Source organism: Enterobacter cloacae complex sp. 2024EL-00227, from assembly GCF_043945315.1.
In the GTDB taxonomy this organism is placed as follows: Bacteria; Pseudomonadota; Gammaproteobacteria; order Enterobacterales; family Enterobacteriaceae; genus Enterobacter; species Enterobacter roggenkampii.
In genome coordinates this window covers 51,652-66,207 of the sequence record NZ_JBIMQP010000004.1, presented here as the reverse complement: position 1 = coordinate 66,207, position 14,556 = coordinate 51,652, and the positions used below count along the sequence as shown (strand labels likewise).

General features: G+C 47.1%; 18 protein-coding genes. 14 read left to right on the top strand and 4 right to left on the bottom strand.

Annotated features, from left to right (window positions below):
- Positions 1-355: 355 nt before the first annotated feature.
- Genes ACHH0Z_RS08900 through ACHH0Z_RS08890 form a run of 3 tightly spaced genes read left to right on the top strand, consistent with a single transcriptional unit; the run spans position 356 to position 1,912 of the window.
- Positions 356-1,099: a hypothetical protein gene (locus ACHH0Z_RS08900; RefSeq protein WP_032712328.1), complete on the top strand. Its 744-nt coding sequence runs from the start codon at positions 356-358 to the stop codon at positions 1,097-1,099.
- A gap of 2 nt (positions 1,100-1,101) precedes the next feature.
- Positions 1,102-1,320 carry an ogr/Delta-like zinc finger family protein gene (locus tag ACHH0Z_RS08895; RefSeq protein ID WP_045408790.1) on the top strand — a complete coding sequence of 73 codons (219 nt, stop codon included), beginning with the start codon at positions 1,102-1,104 and terminating at the stop codon, positions 1,318-1,320.
- Between the two features lie 28 nt (positions 1,321-1,348).
- Positions 1,349-1,912 (top strand): phage polarity suppression protein, encoded by a 564-nt coding sequence (locus ACHH0Z_RS08890; RefSeq protein ID WP_045408793.1) that lies wholly within the window; start codon positions 1,349-1,351, stop codon positions 1,910-1,912.
- Positions 1,913-1,917: 5 nt separating this feature from the next.
- Here ACHH0Z_RS08890 and ACHH0Z_RS08885 read toward each other — a convergent pair whose 3' ends face one another.
- Positions 1,918-2,343 (bottom strand): hypothetical protein, encoded by a 426-nt coding sequence (locus ACHH0Z_RS08885; RefSeq protein WP_239519693.1) that lies wholly within the window; start codon positions 2,341-2,343, stop codon positions 1,918-1,920.
- A gap of 238 nt (positions 2,344-2,581) precedes the next feature.
- On the opposite strand from ACHH0Z_RS08885, the gene ACHH0Z_RS08880 reads away from it, so the two are divergent.
- Positions 2,582-4,804 carry a hypothetical protein gene (locus ACHH0Z_RS08880; protein ID WP_032712322.1) on the top strand — a complete coding sequence of 741 codons (2,223 nt, stop codon included), beginning with the start codon at positions 2,582-2,584 and terminating at the stop codon, positions 4,802-4,804.
- Between the two features lie 42 nt (positions 4,805-4,846).
- Here ACHH0Z_RS08880 and ACHH0Z_RS08875 read toward each other — a convergent pair whose 3' ends face one another.
- The 3 genes from ACHH0Z_RS08875 to ACHH0Z_RS08865 all read right to left on the bottom strand — a co-directional run bounded on the left by ACHH0Z_RS08875 (position 4,847) and on the right by ACHH0Z_RS08865 (position 8,058).
- Positions 4,847-6,043: an integrase domain-containing protein gene (locus ACHH0Z_RS08875; RefSeq protein WP_047722569.1), complete on the bottom strand. Its 1,197-nt coding sequence runs from the start codon at positions 6,041-6,043 to the stop codon at positions 4,847-4,849.
- Positions 6,044-6,397: 354 nt separating this feature from the next.
- The gene (locus tag ACHH0Z_RS08870) at positions 6,398-7,423 is read right to left on the bottom strand and encodes a site-specific integrase (protein ID WP_322499704.1); all 1,026 of its coding nucleotides are present in this window, start codon (positions 7,421-7,423) and stop codon (positions 6,398-6,400) included.
- Between the two features lie 2 nt (positions 7,424-7,425).
- Complete coding sequence (locus ACHH0Z_RS08865) at positions 7,426-8,058, bottom strand: phage repressor protein CI (RefSeq protein WP_395149526.1); 633 nt, start codon at positions 8,056-8,058, stop codon at positions 7,426-7,428.
- Between the two features lie 116 nt (positions 8,059-8,174).
- On the opposite strand from ACHH0Z_RS08865, the gene ACHH0Z_RS08860 reads away from it, so the two are divergent.
- From ACHH0Z_RS08860 to ACHH0Z_RS08815, 10 genes are all read left to right on the top strand, one after another.
- On the top strand, positions 8,175-8,417 hold the full coding sequence (locus ACHH0Z_RS08860; protein ID WP_180261550.1) for a Rha family transcriptional regulator: 243 nt from the start codon (positions 8,175-8,177) through the stop codon (positions 8,415-8,417).
- A 32-nt stretch (positions 8,418-8,449) separates the two neighbouring features.
- Positions 8,450-8,959: a phage regulatory CII family protein gene (locus ACHH0Z_RS08855; RefSeq protein WP_180261551.1), complete on the top strand. Its 510-nt coding sequence runs from the start codon at positions 8,450-8,452 to the stop codon at positions 8,957-8,959.
- 7 nt (positions 8,960-8,966) lie between these two features.
- Positions 8,967-9,167, top strand: a complete 201-nt coding sequence (locus ACHH0Z_RS08850) for a phage filamentation protein Fil family protein (RefSeq protein ID WP_395149525.1) — start codon at positions 8,967-8,969, stop codon at positions 9,165-9,167.
- Complete coding sequence (locus tag ACHH0Z_RS08845; protein ID WP_395149524.1) at positions 9,131-9,472, top strand: DUF5347 domain-containing protein; 342 nt, start codon at positions 9,131-9,133, stop codon at positions 9,470-9,472. The genes ACHH0Z_RS08850 and ACHH0Z_RS08845 overlap by 37 nt, the downstream gene beginning before the upstream one ends.
- Positions 9,473-9,539: 67 nt before the next feature.
- On the top strand, positions 9,540-9,773 hold the full coding sequence (locus ACHH0Z_RS08840) for a DUF2732 family protein (protein WP_001744223.1): 234 nt from the start codon (positions 9,540-9,542) through the stop codon (positions 9,771-9,773).
- Positions 9,773-10,000 (top strand): TraR/DksA family transcriptional regulator, encoded by a 228-nt coding sequence (locus tag ACHH0Z_RS08835; RefSeq protein WP_395149523.1) that lies wholly within the window; start codon positions 9,773-9,775, stop codon positions 9,998-10,000. The genes ACHH0Z_RS08840 and ACHH0Z_RS08835 overlap by 1 nt, the downstream gene beginning before the upstream one ends.
- Positions 9,997-10,581, top strand: coding sequence for a 3'-5' exonuclease (locus tag ACHH0Z_RS08830; RefSeq protein ID WP_015386356.1), 585 nt, complete (start codon positions 9,997-9,999; stop codon positions 10,579-10,581). Before ACHH0Z_RS08835 ends, ACHH0Z_RS08830 begins: the two co-directional genes overlap by 4 nt.
- Complete coding sequence (locus tag ACHH0Z_RS08825; protein ID WP_200143509.1) at positions 10,578-11,273, top strand: hypothetical protein; 696 nt, start codon at positions 10,578-10,580, stop codon at positions 11,271-11,273. The genes ACHH0Z_RS08830 and ACHH0Z_RS08825 overlap by 4 nt, the downstream gene beginning before the upstream one ends.
- Positions 11,270-12,130, top strand: a complete 861-nt coding sequence (locus ACHH0Z_RS08820) for a DNA adenine methylase (protein ID WP_063144847.1) — start codon at positions 11,270-11,272, stop codon at positions 12,128-12,130. The genes ACHH0Z_RS08825 and ACHH0Z_RS08820 overlap by 4 nt, the downstream gene beginning before the upstream one ends.
- The gene (locus tag ACHH0Z_RS08815) at positions 12,121-14,529 is read left to right on the top strand and encodes a replication endonuclease (RefSeq protein WP_179154403.1); all 2,409 of its coding nucleotides are present in this window, start codon (positions 12,121-12,123) and stop codon (positions 14,527-14,529) included. The genes ACHH0Z_RS08820 and ACHH0Z_RS08815 overlap by 10 nt, the downstream gene beginning before the upstream one ends.
- The last annotated feature ends 27 nt before the right edge of the window (positions 14,530-14,556 follow it).

Below are 14,556 nucleotides of genomic sequence, written 5' to 3'. Positions count from 1 at the left end.
AGCAATTTCGATTTCTTTTAGTTATACCTTTTTCATTTTTAATCGAAATAAAGTCTAAGTGGTATAGACAGAGCAAAACAGGAGGGTGAACAGTGGTGAACAGACGGTGAACAGTCAGACCTGCAACTGTTCACCCCTTATCTTACTGTATTATTTATATTTTTATTTAAGATGAACAGTGGTGAATAGTTATAAGTAAAAAAACAAACGATGAGTAAGGTTTTGCTGAGGCCTTTCTCTGGCCAGCCGGGTTTTGGGTGCTGTTTGTGCCAGAACTGCCACAACTGCAATGAATCGAGATGTTGTGTCATGAAGGGCAGAATCATTTCAGGTTGAACACACGGAGAGCCTGAACATGAAACCCGAAACAGTCATTACCGCCCTGCAGAATGTAGCCGCTCAACAGTCAGCAGAGAGCAGCCAGCGCATCACCGACAAGCTGAGCGCATTCACTGCGGCCAGAGACACGCACGCGGCCAGCATGCAGGAACTGAAAGAGATTGATACGTCCATTGAACGCTGTAAGCAGGAGCGGCAGACCGCCCTCAGTGAGAGTGCAGAGGCGGAGCAGGACTGGCGCAGTCGCTTCCGCACCCTGCGCGGCAATCTCACCCCTGAAATGAAAGCTGAGCACAGCAAGCGTATCGCCAGTCGCGAGCTGGCCGACGAGTTCACCGGCCTGATTGCGGAGCTGGAAACTGACCGGACACGCGCCATGCTGAATGCCTGCTCGACCGCCAGTAAATACCTGTCAGCGCATGATGATGCCTTTACCACTTATGCCGGTGCGGAATGGGCTCAGGCGGTCAACACGCTCCCCGCCGCGCTCATTCGTGCTTTCCTGCTGCGCATTCGTGCCCTCGAAATGAAGGGTGACAGCGCACCGCAGTCCGTGGCCATCGGCGAGCTGCGCGATGCGCTGAGCCGTCAGGGCAGCCTGTATCAGTTCGATATGAAGCAGGAGCCGGTATTGTCCGTGACGGGCATGCACCGGCCACAGATTACCGGTGTGGATATGGAGCTGTTACGCAGCCCGGCGAAGAGAATGATGCTCGCCAGAAAGCTGTCTGAAAATGACGGCACTAAGGTCGAGGCATAAGTATGTTTCACTGTCCGTTCTGCAAAACCAGCGCACACGCCCGCACCAGTCGTTATCTGTCAGAGAACGTTAAACAGCGCTATCACCAGTGCGTGAATATCGAGTGCTCGGCAACTTTCCGCACGCTTGAATCCGTTGACGGGATTATCTGTTCGCCGCCGACAGAGCCGGTCATTCCTGCATCCGAACCGGCAGCCACCGTTAACCGTGCGGGCGCTTAAACACGACCAGTCATCAGGAGAAACTTACGTGACCACACTGACGCTACAGAAAGCCTTTGAGGCCTGTCAGACAAATAAATCCGCCTGGCTGCAACGCATGGAAGAACTGACTCAGGCCGAACAGGCATACCGCGAACAGCTTGCCGGTAGCGGCCACAGCGGCCGGAACCTGCAAACACTGCGCGAGATTATCGACGTGAAAAAGTGGGAAATTAACCAGGCTGCCGGGCGTTATATCCGCTCGCATGAGGAGGTGCAGCGCATCAGCATCCGCGACCGATTAAATGATTTTATGCAGGCGCACGGCGCGGAGCTGGCCGCCGCCCTCGCCCCCGAGCTGATGAATTATTCCGGGCAACATTCCGCCGTTCAGCGCTGCGCCATGCAGCACTCAGTTGACTATATGCGTGAGGCGCTACAGGTCTGGCTGGCCGCCGGAGAAAAAATTAATTATTCGGCGCAGGATAATGACATTTTGACGGCCATCGGATTCAGGCCTGACGCGGCTTCGCGCGATGATAGTCGTGAAAAATTCACACCTGCACAGAACCTGAATTACACCCGCCGACGCGCAGAGCTGGCCGCGCAGTAGTCCTTTCAAAAATTCCCGAAAATCCCGCCTTTTTCCCCTAAAAAAGCCATGCATGCATAAGGTGCATGGTTTTGCATGCGTTTTACCGATACTGGAACCCCCGCCAGCGCCAGCACTGGCGCGCCCTGATGCCGGTCATGCACCTGCATTAAATGCGCCCCCTTAAGCGGGCAGGCGTGGCGGGGATAGCATTGCGCGCCATTAATAATGTGGGTTTTCGAGACTTGAACGTGTTGCTGCTCTGCACGGATATGTAACTGGTGCAGAGTTATTGTTGGGAGTAAATGGTTATATGAAGTCAAATGAGGAGCGAGTAAAAACAGTAGGATGCAGAGGTAATAAGCTATATTTGTGTTAGGAAGAGAAGTTTCAAATTGCTTTCCTTCTGATTTATCTAAATGCACAAATGCAAGGTTGGTTTTGACGTTCATGAGCCTCCATGTAGTCCCGTATGAAAACGTCTTATACTTTATGGGCAGGTGTTGCAGAAAGCGTTTAAGAAGGCGACAATAGACGTCACAATAAAAATCTTCTTTTTTTTCAGAGTGTTAGATTTCTTGATGGATTTAAATAGATATAACTATAAGATTTTGTAGTATATGATATTATAAACCCCTAAAAATTATGTTTAATGAGTCGTCTTCTAAAAATATTAGATAAGGAAATTGCATGAATAATTTTGTCAAGAAAGAATTATTTGAAGTGGCGCTTAACAAAGTGACGGGTTTTGAATTTGAGGACTTTGCATGTGCATTTATGGCAGCCTTAGAAGGAAGGAATTTTATTCCATTGGGAGGTGTTCATGATGGCGGTGCTGATGGCCTTAGTGATAAAGAGTTGTATCAGGCTGAATCAACCAATGTTTTCTATCAAATGACGATTCAATCGGATTACAAGTCAAAGATAAGGATGACGATAAATAGGTTAAAGGATTTCAATAGAACACCTAGAGTGCTCTATTATGTGACATCTAAGGTAATATCTCATATTGACAAAGAGGAGGATGAATTATCTGAAGAGTTAGGGGTGATTATCAAAATAAGAGACGCAAAATACATAGGTGTCCATATAAACGACACCCAAGCTACTAAAGCTGCATACTATCAGTTTTTGGCTAGTAAAACCGAACATTTATCTAAAGTAGGTGCCTCTACAGAATTGGGGTTTTCAGATTTTGTTAAAGATCCTTCAGTTTTTGTTTTTCTTCAACATGAAATGTCAGAATCACAAGGGAATAGGAAGTTAATACATTCTATTACTGATACATTAATTCTTTGGGCATTACGTGACACCGATCCAGATAAGGGCTTATTTATGAATAAAGAGGAGATTAAAGAAGCTATAATTTCAAGCTTTCCTTGGGCTAATTATTTTATCAATAATAACTTAAAAAATAGGCTGAGTAGTTTAAAGTCAAAAGAAGTTAATGGCAGAGAAATTCGATGGTACAAAAATGATAAAAAGTATTGTTTGCCATTTGAAACAAGAGAAGCAATCAAACTTGAGAACTCCGTAGATGAGTTGCTTGCGATTGATTTTATGAAGGAAATTAAAGAACAGTGTAATTTGAAATTTAGTTTGTCTCCTAAACGCTGCCAAGTGATTTCTGAACTTACTAAGGTAATTATTCAGAGGGTTTTCGAAAGGCAGGGATTAATGTTAGCGTCCTTTATTTCAGATCCTGATAGTTCTGTCAATGAAAAAGAACTTGTAATAAGCGATTGCATTGAGGATGTGCTTATAAAATCAAAAATAAAACCAGAGGATATCGCAGACTATAGAAACTATATTGAAAAAATTTTAAATGATGTTTTTTATCACAGCACAGAAAATCAAAGAAAATATTTACTACAACTCTCTAAAACTTATGTTTTGTTGTTTACATTAAAAGCAGACCCGAGAATAGTTGACTACTTTAGTTCAATGTGTAGTAAATTTATGCTATTTTTAGGTTCAGATATAATTGTCAAAGCTTTATCTGAAAGGTATTTACAAAAAGAAGATCAGCAATGTAAAAACTTACTTCAATCTGCTGCGTTGAGTGGTGTTAAGTTAAGGATGTCAACTGCAGTTTTGGAAGAAGTGTATACTCATATAAGAAATACTAACTACGAGTTTCATAATCACTTTAGGACAATTGAAAACCATATAACTACAGAGATAGCAAGAAATAGTTCAAAAATACTTATTAGAGCTTATTTTTATGCCCGGAAAGCAGGTTTAGTACGCACTTGGGAGAGTTATATTAATCAGTTTGTAAGTTATGATGAAATTACTAATAACTCTGGCAGGGAAGAATTGAAGAGATATTTGGTTTCAGAATATAGTCTAACTTTTATCGAAAATGAGGAACTATCCTCCTACTCAAATGCAAAAGAGGTAAAGGAACTTGCAGATACTTTAGTTGAAAATGATGAGAAAAAGCATGATGTTTTAGCCCATAATAGTGCTTTGTTAGTTCATGGTATTTACGGGTTAAGAATTAAAAACAATGAATCTAATAACGGCAGTCCATTTGGATATGGAACTTGGTGGTTAACAAATCAAACAAGAATTCAAAAGCATACTGCAGAACTCGTGCGAAAACATTCTTCTAAATATATTATGAGGCCTGAGTTTCTTTTGAATTTTTTGTCACTATCTCCATCTGCTGAACAAGTTAGGAAAACCTATGGAAATATTTTTCCGAGTAATATTGGTATCCAATTTGGACATCGTCTAAAAGAAGATGCTTTTCATGCAGTTTTAGATAAGGTCAAAGAATGGTCGGATTATGAGCCTGGACGGGTTACGGCTCTTGTGTCTAAATTATCTGACACCATTAAGTCAGAGCAATATAATATAGAAGAAAGCTGGGATACAATTAAAGAAAAAATTGAAGAGGAAGATTAAATTATTTTGCGGGCAAAATAATTTAATCTTGCCCGGCTGAAACTAATAATTAAAAGCCGAGACCATATTGCCCCACCAGTTCATTAGTTCTTGTCTTTGCTTTAAATAAAGACTCCGATTATATGCTTTTCGTACTTCATTTCTTTCGATATGCGATAATGCTACTTCGATTACATCTGAATTAAAACCTTGCTCATTCATAGCGGTACTTGCTATAGAGCGAAGTCCATGTGCGACTAATTTTCTACCATAGCCAAGGCGTTTTAATGCTGCGTTTGCAGTTTGGCTATTCATTGGTAGCTTGGGATCATTCCTGCTAGGAAAAATATGTTCTCTATGTGCGCTAATTGGTTTCATCACATTTAAAATCTCTAATGCCTGAGGAGATAATGGTACGATGTGCTCACGCTTAGCTTTCATCCGTTCCGCTGGAATTATCCATAGTTTGGCCTCCAGATCGATCTCGTCCCATCGTGAACCAGAAGCCTCTGAAGGGCGTGCTAAGGTCAAAAGTTGCCACTCAATCAGACAACGGGTCTGAACAGACAGATTTGACATGATCAAAGAACGCATGAGCTTAGGCAATTCTTCTGGCCGCAGCGTCGGCATGTTTTGCTTTTTAGGTTTCTCAAACGCCATTCCAACCCCTGATGCCGGATTTGCATCAATAAGGCCAGTATTGACTGCATAAATCATGATCTCGTTAATGCGCTGAACCAAGCGGCGAACTGTCTCAAGCGCCCCGCGAGCTTTAATTGGTTCCAATGCTTCAATAATCGTTCTGGCCTTGAGCTCCTGAACAGGAATCTCGCCGATCGTGGGGAAAATGTCTTTCTCCAGCGATCGCCAAATATCCTTCGCATAATCCTCTGTAACGCTTTTTCTCTTAAGCTCAAACCAATTCCCGGCAACTACAGAGAAAATGCTCTCCAATTCGATTTGCCGCTGCTCAGAGGCTTGTTCCTGTTGCCTTTGTGGGTCGATTCTTTGTACGAGCAACGATAAATACTGATCACGCATCTGACGAGCGGCAGCGAGAGTTAAAGCAGGATATGAGCCAAGACTAAGGTTTGTACGGCTACTACTATCCGGCCGTTGATAACGAAATCGCCACAGTTTCTTCCCAGACGTTTTTATTAGGATGAAAAGGCCATCACCGTCATGCAGTGTGTAGTCCTTATCTTCAGGTTTAGCTTTTAAAATTTCGTTGTTGGTGAGGGGGCGTGTAATCCGCGCCATGACAGGTTTCCGTCCATAATTGGTACACGTTTTTGGTCCATATTATAGCGTGTACCTAAACGTGTACCAATTAAGACTGGATTCAGGCGGATCATGTCGGAAAGTTACAGACACAAAAAAGCCCGCAGGGCTTGCGCTGTGCGGGCTTTCAGGACTTCTGCGGATGGCTCTGGAACCATCTTTGAAGAATTTTGGTGGAGCTGGCGGGAGTTGAACCCGCGTCCGAAATTTCTACATACCATTTTTAGTATAATAAAAACAGTGAGTTACCTTTATAAACAGTGGGTTAGTGTTATTTGGTGTTTGTCCGTTTTATGCGTTTTTAATGCTCTGCCGCCAAAATGCCGCCATAAATTAGCGCTTCCAGTTGAGATTGTGAAGCGGGTTTTTTGTCACTGCATCTTCGAGGTGATCAGGTGCAAAGTGAGCATATACCATTGTCATTTTTATATCGGCATGGCCTAGAATATCGCGCAGTACCAGTATGTTTCCGCCGTTCATCATAAAATGGCTGGCGAATGTATGGCGCAGCACATGAGTACATTGACCTTCTGGCAGATCGATTCCGGCCCGCTTCACTGCGCGCTCAAAGGCTTTTCTACATGGCGTGAATAACTTCCCTCTGTTCTTAGGTAGTTCGTCATACAGATCCTGTGATATTGGCACGGTTCTGTTTTTCTTGCCTTTGGTCTTGGTGTAGGTGATGCGATATTTAGACAGCTGGTGTCCTTGTAGGTTTTCTGCTTCACTCCATCGTGCACCAGTGGCTAGGCATACTTTTGCAATCATCAGTAAGCTGGGGCTTTGAGATTCCGCACAGGAATCCAGTAGGCGTTTAATTTCTTCCGGGGCTAGGAACGCCAATTCACCCTCGGCAATTTTGAATGTTGGCAGACCGGCTAGCGGGTTTGGGGCTGACCAATGGCCCAGCTTTTTCAGCGTGCCAAAAACAGAGGATAGGTTGCGTTGCTCAAGGTTTACCGTGCGGGGTTTAACTGGCGACATAAGCACGCCATCTTCATTTTTGACTTCACCTTTTAGACGTGCTTCCCGGTATTTCGTAAAATCGCCTGCGGTTAACTCTGAGGCGATGGGATCACCAAGGCCATTACAAATAATGCTGAGTTTTGCCATAAGGCGTTTGGGGTCAGCCAGCGTCTGCCCATAAAGTGAATGCCACTGCTCAATCACTTCTGACAGATGCCGCCGATCTTCTTTCTCTCCAAGCCACGGTTTTTTGTTCACCTCGTCCATAGTGTGGTTTTCGAATGCTATGGCCTCGCCTTTTGTCGTAAATTGCTTGCGCACGCGCTTACCGTCGCGCCCGTTTGGGTAGCACTCACACAACCATTTCCCGTTAGGCTGCTTTCTGATTGTCATGGTCAGATGCTCTTTATGACTTTAACTGCCCGGCCTACTACCTCGATATCATCAAGGCTGCACTCAAAAGATGATTCGCCCTGCTGGACAACTAAGCGATTGCCGGGGATACGAGCAAGCTTTGCTATCGTTTTTATTCCATCAATATCAACGAGCCACACGCCATTTACTGGTGGAGTGCCGCTACGGTCAACGAGATAGGAACCATCATCTGTATGGATGAGCCACGGATTAGTCATGTTGTGGGGGATCAGGCTGTTATCCAATATGACTTTGCCATGGTCCACTAAAGCACCACCATCTAATGTGGCCTTGTCAATTTCAGGAGCTACTACCTCGGATAACGGTTTGATGTGAGAGTGGTTCACAAAACCAAAACTATTTTCCTGTGCATTATTATCATTTTTATCCCCTTGCCCGGTAGCTAACCAAAGTAGTGAAACCCCAGTTTCAAGGGCGCACTGTATAACCCATTCAGCAGGAAAACTATCTCTTAAGTATCTGTTTGCCATGGTGCTTTTTGAGACTGAAAGATGGTCACATAGTTGCTGTCGGGAGTTGAAGTTGTAAGCCTTAATCAGCCTATTGATTGCTTCACGTCCTCCGCTGTCATTGCCAACCTTGATTGATCTCATAAGCAAAACCCTTGACGTATATAAAATGTGATCTTAATATTCGGTCAAGGTTTGAAAAACAAACCTCAACCACATGAAACGAGATAAAACGAAACCAAACTAAGAGATACTGCACTATGAGCACAGATATTTCAATTCGTGTACCAAAAGAGATGGCAACTCCTGCAGAGTTCGCGGAATGGGAAGGTATTTCACGAGGGTCTGTTTATCAAAAAATCCATCATGGTCAACTTGCTAAGTACATGGTAAAGAAAGATAAAAACAAAGGTCGCGTAAGCCTGCGTTACCTGATGTACAAAACGGATCAGGTTCGTGAATCCCTCGGTCATTCCAACTTTCGCGTCATTGTTGGTCTGTAAGTTCAATTATGAGAACTTTCTAAGGGGCTTGCATGTTTGATTATAAGATTTCCAAACATCCGCATTTTGATGAAGCCTGCCGAGCTTTCGCATTGCGTCACAACATGGCGAAGCTGGCAGAACGTGCGGGAATGAACGTCCAGACGCTGCGTAACAAACTGAACCCGGAGCAACCGCATCAGCTCACGCCGTCGGAAATCTGGCTGCTTACCGATCTTACTGAGGACTCCACACTGGTTGACGGTTTTCTGGCTCAGATTCACTGCCTGCCATGCGTACCGATGAACGAAGTGGCAAAAGAGAAGCTGCCCCATTACGTCATGAGCGCTACTGCTGAAATCGGACGTGTTGCTGCCGGTGCCGTATCGGGCGATGTGAAAACCACCGCAGGCCGCCGCGATGTTATCAGCAGCATTAACTCTGTTACTCGTCTGATGGCACTGGCTGCCGTTTCGATGCAGGCGCGTTTGCAGGCTAACCCGGCGATGGCAAGCGCGGTGGATACCGTGACGGGCCTCGGCGCTTCGTTCGGTCTGATTTGAGGTGGTTATGCTGACTAAAGAACCATCTTTCGCGTCACTTCTCGTTAAGCAAAGTCCGGCAATGCACTACGGTCACGGCTGGATCATGGGGAAGGATGGCAAACGCTGGCACCCGTGCCGCTCTCAGGATGAACTGCTGGCTGACCTGCCCACAACCAAACAGGGGAAATCATGGCTATTGAAGGCGCTACGGCGACTGTTCCATTAAGCCCCGGTAAACGCCTGGACGGACTGAACCATATTGCGGAATTGAGGGCTAAAGTGTTTGGTCTGAATATTGAGCCGGAGCTTGAAAGGTTTATTAAAGATATGCGCGATCCACGCGACGTAAATAATAAACAGAATGAGCGGGTACTGGCAGCCATTTTTTATATGGCAAAAATTCCGGCAGAACGTCACGGCGTCAATATTAGTGATCTGACTACTGACGAAAAGCGGGAACTGGTGAAAGCAATGAATCATTTTCGTGCAGTGGTGAGCTTATTTCCCAAACGGCTAACCATGCCGAATTAATCCACAACAGAAATTAATGGCGTAAACCCGTCGGGCTTCTTATTGCCCAAATTCAGGAGAAACAACGATGCGAAATATTGAAACCCGTACCACTAAAACCGGACCAGATGATGCTGGACTCAACCTGTTGCTGACTGAGGCACGCAAAGAAGAACGCCGGGGACGTGCAGATGTGATGGCTGCACGTCTGGACTCTTTAGCAGCCCGTATCGTGTCACGTCAGCTTAACCACACGGAAGCGGCTGAACTGCTGCGTCAGGAAGCTGTGAAGATTCAGAACGAAGCGCAGGAGATCCACTGATGGCTGATTCAATGGACCTCGTACAGCAGCGCGTTGAAGAAGAACGCCAGCGCCACATCCACATCGCCCGCAATAAAGCGCCGGGCGTTTCCCGTGTTCTCTGCATTGATTGTGATGCACCGATCCCGCCAGCACGCCGCCGCGCCATTCCGGGTGTGCAGTGCTGCGTCACCTGTCAGGAAATTTCGGAGCTGAAAGGCAAACACTACAACGGAGGTGCTGTATGAGCATTATTAATACGACAATTAGCCAGCGTGCAAAACGTTGGCTTGATGATGGGCGCTTATTTATTGATACCGAAACTACTGGATTGGGTGATGATGCGGAAATCGTTGAGATCTGCATCATAGATAAAAATGGTTTTATTATGCTGAATACGCTAATTAAACCTACTAAGCCTATCCCCGATGAGGCTATCGCTATTCATGGCATTACCAATGAAATGGTTACTCATGCACCAACTTGGAAAGATGTTCATGGTGCAGTAGCCGATCTGTTCTTTAATTATGGATTCGTTATTTATAATGCTGATTATGATACTCGTCTGATTCGTCAAACAGCGGAATTAAATGGATTAGGGACGGACGGATTATCTTCATTTATGGATGAGTATTCTCTGTGCGCCATGAAGTTATATGCAGAATATCGTGGCGAACCGGGGAAATATCACGGTTATAAGTGGCATAAGTTAGTTGATGCTGCTGCGCATGAAGGGGTTGTGGTCGAGGGGCAGGCACACCGTGCTTTAGCGGATTGCAAAATGACAGTAGGTGTCATCAAAGCCTTGGCGCAAGGCGGTGCAGCATGACCATGAACCGCATAACCGATGAAAGTTTGAATCAACTTATAGCAATTGAGTCACTGGCTAGTGATAACGCTGGTGACGATAAGCGTCAGGCTGACCAGATTTATCATTCAAATATTGTTTCCGCATTAGAGGAACTACGGGATTGCAGAAATTCTGCAGCATCACCGGTGGCTTGGACTGATGGAACCGAATTGCGCGAAATCGAACACGCAGCGGTTGCTGAAATGTGGGGCAAGCCGCACGGTTTTGGGCAGGATATAGCTCTTTATAAGGCTGCGCAGGCGGAACCGCCAATTGTTAATGATGTAGTCGGCATTATTGCGCTGCTACATGAAAACGAATGGGCAGATCACTGCACGAAAACAGCGCTAGGACAACAGCTGGAATATGAGATTACTAGGCTTATTAATAAAGCTCAGGCTAATCAGAAAGTATCTCATTGGTCTAATCTGTGCCCTGATAATTTCCCAGCAACTCCTGCAAGCCGTGATCTGATTGGAGGGTGTCATTGGCTCGACTGGAACCAGCTAAGCGCTCTTGGCCTGATTGTTCGAGTTAATAAAGAAATTCTACACCCTATGGGATTGGCATTATTCCGCGATCCAGAAAGTGGTGTTTCGGATGGTGCCCTGATTGCCCCAGATGGTAAATGGAATTATGCAGATGATATTGAGAAAGGCGGTGCAAAATGAGCACCATTCTGAAATGGGCGGGAAATAAAACCGCCATCATGCCGGAACTGATTAAGCACCTTCCTGCTGGTCCGCGACTGGTTGAACCTTTCGCAGGTTCATGCGCTGTAATGATGGCGACAGACTATCCTCATTATCTTGTCGCGGATATTAATCCAGACCTGATAAATCTTTTTAAGCATATTGCATTTGACTGCGAAAAATTTATTTCAAATGCAAAAGGATTCTTTTCAGGCACAAATAGCGCTGAGTCTTATTACAACATCCGTCAGGATTTTAATCATTCGGCTGAAACCACCGATTTCTGGAAAGCTGTATTTTTCCTTTATCTTAATCGCCATGGTTATCGTGGGTTGTGCCGCTATAATTTGAGCGGTCATTTTAATGTCCCTTACGGTAATTATAAAAATCCGTATTTTCCTGAAAGTGAAATACGCGCTTTTGCAGAAAAGGCTCAACGCGCAACGTTTATCTGTGCCAGCTATGATGAAACACTGGCGCTGCTGCAGGCTGGTGATGTTGTTTATTGTGATCCGCCATACGATGGCACATTTAGCGGTTATCACACTGCCGGTTTTACAGAAGACGATCAGTATCATCTGGCGTCTATTCTTGAGCGCCGGTCATCAGAAGGTCATCCGGTTATCGTGTCCAACAGCGACACGTCCCTGACCCGTTCGCTTTATCGTAATTTTACCCGCCATCGCATCACTGCAAAGCGCAGCATGGGTGTGGCTGCCGGTGAGAGTAAATCTGCAGCAGAAATCATCGCCACAAAATCAGCAGGCTGGTTTGGTGTCGATTTGGCGTCCGGTCCAGATATCTCGGTGGAAACTGAGGTGCGGGCGTGGCAGTGAGTAAATTCACATTACATAATGCACCAACCACCGGCGGCTTGAATGAGGCCGCCGTGGCCTTTTCATGGAGTAACCCTAAAAAAGCGGTTAACCCATATCTGGACCCGGCGGAAGTTGCGCCGGAGTCCGCGCTTTCAAACCTGATCGCTCTTTACGCTGCGGATAACCAGCAGGAGCAGCTGCGCCGTGAGGCGCTGAGCGATGAGGTCTGGGAACACTATTTCTTCAATGAATCCCGTGATCCTGTCCAGCGAGAAATGGAGCAGGACCGGCTGATTAGTCGTGCCAAAATGGCGCGCGAGCAGCAGCGATTTAATCCCGATCTGGTCATTCTGGCTGACGTTAATGCCATGCCGTCCCATATCAGCAAGCCTCTGCTGGAGCGGATTAAATATTTCCATAGTCTGGGCAGAGCAAAAGCCTATTCCCGTTACCTGCGCGAAACAATCAGGCCGTGTCTTGAGCGGCTGGAGCGCGTGCGTGACAGTCAGGTGTCTGCCTCTTTCCGATTCATGGCTAGCCATGACGGGCTGGAGGGGCTGCTGGTATTGCCTGAAATGAATCAGGATCAGGTTAAGCGCCTTTCCACACTGGTTGCGGCACATATGAGCATGTGTCTTGATGCGGCCTACGGTGATCTGTTTGTCAGCGATGATGTTAAACCAGAAGAAATCCGCCAGGTATGGGAAAGGGTTGCCGCAGAGGCGATGCGCCTTGAGGTCATCCCGCCTGCCTTTGAGCAGTTACGCCGCAAAAAGCGCCGCCGCAAGCCGGTGCCTTATGAACTGATCCCACCATCGCTGGCGCGTATGCTGTGCGCGGACTGGTGGTATCGCAAACTGTGGCAGATGCGCTGCGAGTGGCGGGAGGAACAGCTGCGCGCCGTCTGTCTGGTCAACAAAAAAGCGTCCCCGTATGTCAGCTATGAAGCCGTGATCCACAAACGCGAGCAGCGTCGCAAATCGCTGGAGTTCTTCCGCTCGCATGAGCTGGTCAACGAAGACGGCGACACGCTGGACATGGAAGACGTGGTGAACGCCAGCAACAGCAACCCCGCACACCGCCGCAATGAAATGATGGCCTGTGTTAAGGGGCTGGAGCTGATCGCGGAAATGCGCGGAGACTGCGCGGTGTTTTATACCATCACCTGCCCGTCACGTTTCCACGCAACCCTCAACAACGGCAGACCTAATCCGAAGTGGACCAGTGCCACTGTCCGGCAGAGCAGTGACTATCTGGTTGATACGTTCGCCGCTTTCCGCAAGGCAATGCACAAGGCCGGGATGCGCTGGTATGGCGTCCGCGTTGCAGAGCCGCACCATGACGGCACCGTGCACTGGCATCTTCTGTGCTTCATGCGCAAAAAAGACCGCCGTTCCATCACCGCGCTGCTGCGCAAGTTTGCCATCCGTGAAGACCGCGAGGAGCTGGGCACCAATACAGGGCCGCGCTTCAAGTCTGAGCTTATCAACCCGCGCAAGGGCACGCCGACCAGCTATATCGCTAAATACATCAGCAAAAACATCGACGGACGCGGGCTGGCTAAAGAAATCAGCAAAGAAACAGGCAGATCACTGCGTGACAGCGCCGAACATGTCAGCGCCTGGGCGTCACTGCACCGTGTCCAGCAATTTCGCTTCTTTGGTATTCCGGGGCGTCAGGCATACCGCGAGCTGCGCTTGCTTGCTGGTCAGGCGGCGAGAGTGCAGGGCGAACGCAAAGCGGGTGCGCCGGTACTGGATAATCCGCGTCTGGATGCGGTACTGGCGGCGGCTGATGCGGGCTGCTTTGCCACCTACATCATGAAGCAGGGCGGCGTGCTGGTTCCCCGCAAACATCACCTTGTCCGCACGGCTTATGAGCTTAACGACGAACCGAGCGCCTACGGCGATCACGGTATCCGTATCTATGGCATCTGGTCCCCGATTGCAGAGGGCAAGATTTGCACGCACGCGGTGAAGTGGAAAAAGGTTCGTAAGGCCGTTGACGTTCAGGAGGCGGCAGCCGACCAGGGCGCTTGCGCCCCTTGGACTCGTGGCAATAACTGTCCCCCTGTTGAAAATCTGAACAAATCAGGGGGGGATTTACCCGATATTAAAACCATGGATGAGAAGGAGCTGCAGGAATATCTCCACAACATGGGCCAGAAGGAACGGCGGGAGCTGACAGCCAGGTTAAGGCTGGTAAAACCGAAGCGGAAAAAAGCATATAAAAAGAATATTTCGGATCAGCAGCGCCTGCAGCTTGTGGCAGAACTGAGTTCCAGAGGGTTCGATGGTAGCGAGTCAGAGATTGACCTGCTTCTGCGCGGCGGCAGTATTCCGTCAGGTGCCGGGCTGCGTATTTTTTACCGCAACAATCGTCTGCAGGAAGATGACAAATGGCGTCAGTGGTACTGATGCCGCAGCTTTAACAATTCTTGCTCT

Coding starts and splice junctions, on each gene's coding strand:
- ACHH0Z_RS08900 (WP_032712328.1), top strand. CDS start 356: ATGAAACCCGAAACAGTCATTACCGCCCTGCAGAATGTAGCCGCTCAA.
- ACHH0Z_RS08895 (WP_045408790.1), top strand. CDS start 1,102: ATGTTTCACTGTCCGTTCTGCAAAACCAGCGCACACGCCCGCACCAGT.
- ACHH0Z_RS08885 (WP_239519693.1), bottom strand. CDS start 2,343: ATGAACGTCAAAACCAACCTTGCATTTGTGCATTTAGATAAATCAGAA.
- ACHH0Z_RS08880 (WP_032712322.1), top strand. CDS start 2,582: ATGAATAATTTTGTCAAGAAAGAATTATTTGAAGTGGCGCTTAACAAA.
- ACHH0Z_RS08875 (WP_047722569.1), bottom strand. CDS start 6,043: ATGGCGCGGATTACACGCCCCCTCACCAACAACGAAATTTTAAAAGCT.
- ACHH0Z_RS08870 (WP_322499704.1), bottom strand. CDS start 7,423: ATGACAATCAGAAAGCAGCCTAACGGGAAATGGTTGTGTGAGTGCTAC.
- ACHH0Z_RS08865 (WP_395149526.1), bottom strand. CDS start 8,058: ATGAGATCAATCAAGGTTGGCAATGACAGCGGAGGACGTGAAGCAATC.
- ACHH0Z_RS08860 (WP_180261550.1), top strand. CDS start 8,175: ATGAGCACAGATATTTCAATTCGTGTACCAAAAGAGATGGCAACTCCT.
- ACHH0Z_RS08855 (WP_180261551.1), top strand. CDS start 8,450: ATGTTTGATTATAAGATTTCCAAACATCCGCATTTTGATGAAGCCTGC.
- ACHH0Z_RS08850 (WP_395149525.1), top strand. CDS start 8,967: ATGCTGACTAAAGAACCATCTTTCGCGTCACTTCTCGTTAAGCAAAGT.
- ACHH0Z_RS08845 (WP_395149524.1), top strand. CDS start 9,131: ATGGCTATTGAAGGCGCTACGGCGACTGTTCCATTAAGCCCCGGTAAA.
- ACHH0Z_RS08840 (WP_001744223.1), top strand. CDS start 9,540: ATGCGAAATATTGAAACCCGTACCACTAAAACCGGACCAGATGATGCT.
- ACHH0Z_RS08835 (WP_395149523.1), top strand. CDS start 9,773: ATGGCTGATTCAATGGACCTCGTACAGCAGCGCGTTGAAGAAGAACGC.
- ACHH0Z_RS08830 (WP_015386356.1), top strand. CDS start 9,997: ATGAGCATTATTAATACGACAATTAGCCAGCGTGCAAAACGTTGGCTT.
- ACHH0Z_RS08825 (WP_200143509.1), top strand. CDS start 10,578: ATGACCATGAACCGCATAACCGATGAAAGTTTGAATCAACTTATAGCA.
- ACHH0Z_RS08820 (WP_063144847.1), top strand. CDS start 11,270: ATGAGCACCATTCTGAAATGGGCGGGAAATAAAACCGCCATCATGCCG.